Raw genomic sequence first — 4,930 nt, 5'->3', positions numbered from 1 at the left:
GTTGGGGGCGATGCATATCCCGCGCATCGGCGAAGAGGTGCTGGTCACCTTCATCGGCGGTGACCCCGACCTGCCGATCTGCACCGGCAAGGTCTACAACCAGGGCAACCTGCCGCCGTGGGCGCTGCCCGATCAAGCGGCACTGAGCGGGTTTCGCAGCCGCGAACTCACGAAGGAGGGCGGCAACAGCGCCGCGGGCCGCAGCAACCACCTGATCCTGGACGACACCGACCAGAAGATCCAAGTCCAGCTGAAATCCGATCACCAGAGCAGCTCCCTGAGCCTGGGCCACATCACCCGCATCGACGGCCACGCCGGGCGCCAGGACGCGCGCGGCGAAGGCATCGAGCTGCGCACTGACGGCCACGCGGTGGTGCGCGCCCAGCAAGGCCTGCTGCTGACGACCGAAGCGCGCCCGAACGCGGCCGGCCACGTCAAGGACCTGGGCGAGACCGTGGCCCGCCTGAACGCTGCGCGCAACCAGCACGAGGGCCAGTCCGAGGCCGCGCATGTCGCCCAAGCCCAGGAGCAAGGCGACCAGGACGAGGTGGTCGCTGCCCTCAAGCGCCAGAACGACGCGATCCAGGGCACCGGCCAGGCCGGGTCAGGCCACTTCCCCGAACTGAGCGAGCCCCACCTGGTGCTGGCCAGCCCGGCGGGCATCCAGACCACCACCGCCAAGTCCACCCACCTCGCCAGCGACGAGCACACCGCACTGACCAGCGGCGGGCACACCAGCGTCTCTGCGGGCAAGAGCTTTCTGGTCAGCGTCAAGAAGGCCATCAAATTCTTCGCCTTCAAGGACGGCATCAAGCTGGTGGCTGCCAAAGAAAGCATCGACTTCGTGGCGTTGAAGAAGACCATCAACCTGCTGGCCAAGCTCGACATCACGCACACCGCCAACCGGATCACTCTCACGGCCAAGCAAGAGATACAGATTAACGGCGCGGGCAGCTACACGCGCTGGAGCGCTCAAGGCATCGAGCACGGCACGCTGGGCAAATGGGTCGAACACGCGGGCGGGCACAGCATGACGGGGCCGGCGAGCCGGGCTGTCGCGGTGCCGAGCTTGGGCTCGCCCGTCTACGCGGCCAGTAAAGAGCAGAGCCTGTCTTTTGAGTACCACGACGACACCCCGGTGCAAGGTGCCAAATTCAAGATCGAATACGCCGCAGGACAGGTTCACGAGGGCGTGTTTGACGCCCAGGGCAAGGCTGACATGCGTCATGCACCCACTGGCAGTGGCCGTGTGCGGCTGGGCGAAGACGCCCGCAGCTTTGTTGCCACAGCGTTGGAGAACAACCCCGCCCATCGGCAAGCCTGGAGCGACGCCGACATGTTGGCGTCGTTGGACCAACTCCGGGGGCGCAGCGCATGAGCGCGGTCATCGAGCAAGCAGCGCTGGAAGTCGGCACGGGCATCTGGGGCGCGGCCAAGTGGATCGGCGGTGCTCTGGGCGGTGAATTCACACAAAAACGCACCACGGGCCAGATCATTGTTGATGCGGTCATCAGCATGTTCCCGGTCGCCGGTGAGGTCACCGCAGCCCGTGACTGCATTGCCATTACCCTGCGCATGTGCGACGACCCGAAGGCGCGCGAAGACACCTGGGAATGGGTTTCGCTCATCCTTTGCCTGCTGGCCATCGTGCCTGTGTTGGGCGGCCTGTTGAAAGGTGTGGGCAAGTTGCTGATGCGCGCTGCGCGCCCCTCGGAAGACCTGGCTGCCGTCGCACGTGAGATTCTGGCCTTCCTGCGCAAGTCCGGCTACGGTGACGTCTACAAGTGGATGCAGTCGCTGGACTTTGCCCAGTATCAGCGGCCCGTACTCAATGCCTTCAATGAATTGATCAACCGGCTGACCAAGTCAGCGGAATTCATTGTCAAGCGCATGGGCGCGGTGCTGCCCGCAGGGGCGACGCAGTACCTGCGCGAACTGGTGCCCGAGCTGCAGCAAATCAAGGCATTGGGCGAGCGCAAGATTCCGCAAGGCATCAAGGACCTGAACGCACTGCTCAACCGCACCCGGGCGCACATGGTCGAAGGGACGTGGGCAGACATCACGGTAGGCCACAGCGGCGTGCGCTTGATGACCGAGGAGGCGCGACTGGCAACCCTGGCCAGGGATGGGGGAACGAGTTTGGGGCACTCTGCGGCGCACAAAGCGCACTTCAGATCAACAGATGGGTGGCCAAGCTTACGTGCTGACCGATTCCAGCAGTCACTCCCCATTTCCACCTTCAGCATCAAAGCTCCCATTGAGGCAATAACCCAGCGGCCTGGCACGACGCTAATCCGCATCGTGGACACCGCAACGTTGACTGACCCGCGAACGATTCCCGGGCGCTTCTGGACAGACCATCTGCCACCCAACGGGGCGACGTGGCGAACCGAGTGCGCCGTCAAGCACGGCTGGAGCATGAACGGCAGCTACGTTGAACTGAAGACACCCACCCGAGCCGAGCTCAATGCCAAGGGCATTTCAGTCCCACCCGACTGGGAAGGCATGCGCATTTGGAAGGGCAGGGTTGCCGAGCAAATAGACGACAAGGGAGATGCTGCTCAAGCAACCATGCGCCTGCTCGTCGGAGGTGACATCCAGTTGTTCATTGACTTCGACCATCCGCACAATGCCCCCATTCGAGAATGGCTCAAGTTGCAGGTTCAGGCCAAGCCTACACATTGGAAAGACGTGCTGCTGCCCAGCGAGAAACAAGCTTAGGCGCTTTACCTGGCTGAGCGCGAACGATCGGCCAAGATCGCCTCCGAAGGCTATGCGCTGCGCGGAGCAGCCGTGACAGGTAAACAACCCGTTAAAGAAACGAATTAGCCATGCTGAACCCCAAAATCATGACCCAGGCGCAGCAAGAAGAAGCGCGCGCCAAAGCCTTCCATCTGCTCAAGAAGTACACCAGCCTGACGTTTCTTGAGCATGCCGTGGAGTTTTATCGGCAATTTTTGAAAGCTTACGCACAGCAGTTAGATACGCCACGAGTCAACCAAAAGTGGTACGAGGAAAAGTACATTTATTCGTTTTTGCCAGAGCTTGCGGAAATGGAGCAGGGACTTGAAATTTTGCGCAAGGGCACAGGAAAAGAAGCGGCGTACAAATCGATCGTCTCCGGCAGCAACGATTTCCCACTTTTTGGTCGGGCTTCTGAAGAGTTGGGTGTTTACCGTGACCCGTTTTTTATGGCGCTGGGCGCACGCGAGCTATCCGACAGCAATCAAGAGGAACTAGTGGGTTTTGTGAAGCAGTGCTTTTGGGCGATGCTTTGCATCGAATGTCTGCAATGTAGTGTTCAGTTTGATTTTGAGGAGCCGTTGACCGCGACAGTGACCGAGTCTGGAGACATGGAATTTTTCTCGCGTTGGACCTATGAATCATTGTTCCAATTACCCCACCCGGTGCATCACGACATTCGCTGGCCCCCCGCCCGCGCGTACCCCCCCTACCTGCCGCCTTGCCCGTCCAAGAACGAACACGCCGAGGGGCAAATCCTCAGCGGCAAGGAAATTCCCATCGACGGCATCTACGAGCCCTGGTTCCTGTTCACGTCCGTCGTCGGCTGTCCCAACTATTTTCTCAAGGGCCAAATTGCCCACCAGTACCAGCCTGAAGGCGAGAACGAACTGATCGACGTGCGCTGGCGCCTGATTTGGCAAGACACACGCTATCTGAACGGCACCGTGCCCGCCGAAGAGGCGCAATACATCCTGTCGCCGCCCGAAGATGCTGCACCCAACCGGTACGCCCAAAGCGCCTACGCGGGCGACCTGTGCCCCCAAACGGGTCAATGGCAGGCACCGCGGTTGCAAAACCGCATTGAACTTGTCGAACGCGGCCAGCCCATGCCCGGGCAGACGAGCACCCAGACCGGCACGGTGATCTGGTACCTGATGAATGCTGCGAATGGCGCTTGATCAGCCGGACAGCGCATGAAGCATGACAGCGTGATCGCGTCAACCCACGCGATGTCAGTCAGGCCTACGCACGGCGCCCAGGCACGACAACCTCCTTGAACACCAGGAAAAACATCCCGATCTCCCGGCAGGCGCCGTACCCGTCTGTCAACTCGTCCGCGGACGTCGAGCGTGATGGCCGTGCGGTGGGTCAGCAGTCGCCACACCACCGGCTCGGCGCCGGCCGGCGCGTCGCCTTCGCAGGCGATCAGACAGGCCACGTCAAGGTGGCCGCTCTGGCGGTCGGGCAGCTTCGCGCACTGAGCACGCGGCTCTTGTTCGCCCGAGCGCGCCCGGAAGTTACGGCGGCGCGTTGACCGGAGATTTCGGGTCGAGCAGCAGGGCCATCAAATCGCGCACTTGGGCGGGCGACAACACGCCGGCGTGGCCGAAACGCGGCATGCCGGAACAGGCGTTGTAGGCCTTGGCGTTCCAGATCTTGCCCCAGGTGTAGCGGACGACGGCTTCGCTGGACGGCGCTTTCGGATCGGCCACGCCGCGCAATGCGCCGTAGCGATACAGGCTCGGGCCGAGGCTGCCGAACGAGATCTCGGCCTGGGTGAGTTGATGACAGTTGTAGCAATTGCCGCCGTTGGCTGATGTGCCTGACGTGCCTGACAGGTTCGATCCGCTCGCCGGATCGCTCCAGGTCATGCCGCGGCCGTTTTGCGCCAGCTTCTCGCCTTCGCGCCAGTCACCCAGGTACGCGCCGTCTTGCGGCCACTGCACAGCAGCCAGTTGCGCGGCCTCGATGCGCCTGACCACGTCTTCGGCGGGCGGTTTTTCACCTGAGCAGGCTTGCTGCAATTCGTCCTGGTTCAGGCGGTCGAGCGTGGCGATGCCCTGCGCGCGAAACGAGCTTTTCAGGATGCGCTGGGCGAGCCGGTCAGCCTCTTGCTGGCCCGTGTCCGCCGGGGAGGCGCAGCCCGCCAGCACGGCGATGCAGACAAAGGCGATGTGCTTGATGT

General features: G+C 62.3%; 4 protein-coding genes. 3 read left to right on the top strand and 1 reads right to left on the bottom strand.

Annotated features, from left to right (window positions below; all coding sequences use genetic code 11):
- The 3 genes from H7225_RS08350 to H7225_RS08340 form a co-directional block, all read left to right on the top strand.
- Positions 1-1,378, top strand: a 1,378-nt coding sequence (locus H7225_RS08350; RefSeq protein ID WP_290660724.1) for a type VI secretion system Vgr family protein, incomplete at its 5' end; no start/stop codon positions are given.
- The gene (locus H7225_RS08345) at positions 1,375-2,721 is read left to right on the top strand and encodes a hypothetical protein (protein WP_290660722.1); all 1,347 of its coding nucleotides are present in this window, start codon (positions 1,375-1,377) and stop codon (positions 2,719-2,721) included. The genes H7225_RS08350 and H7225_RS08345, both read left to right, overlap by 4 nt.
- 110 nt (positions 2,722-2,831) lie before the next feature.
- The gene (locus H7225_RS08340) at positions 2,832-3,923 is read left to right on the top strand and encodes an Imm72 family immunity protein (protein WP_290660720.1); all 1,092 of its coding nucleotides are present in this window, start codon (positions 2,832-2,834) and stop codon (positions 3,921-3,923) included.
- A 339-nt stretch (positions 3,924-4,262) separates the two neighbouring features.
- On the opposite strand, the gene soxX is transcribed toward H7225_RS08340, so the two are convergent.
- On the bottom strand, positions 4,263-4,895 hold the full coding sequence (soxX, locus tag H7225_RS08335) for a sulfur oxidation c-type cytochrome SoxX (protein ID WP_290660726.1): 633 nt from the start codon (positions 4,893-4,895) through the stop codon (positions 4,263-4,265).
- Between the last annotated feature and the right edge of the window lie 35 nt (positions 4,896-4,930).

The sequence above is a fragment of the Aquabacterium sp. genome (assembly GCF_014378415.1).
Taxonomy (GTDB): Bacteria; Pseudomonadota; Gammaproteobacteria; order Burkholderiales; family Burkholderiaceae_C; genus Aquabacterium.
The sequence above is the reverse complement of the archived record's forward strand: the minus strand, read 5'-3'. Positions and strand labels throughout refer to the sequence as shown.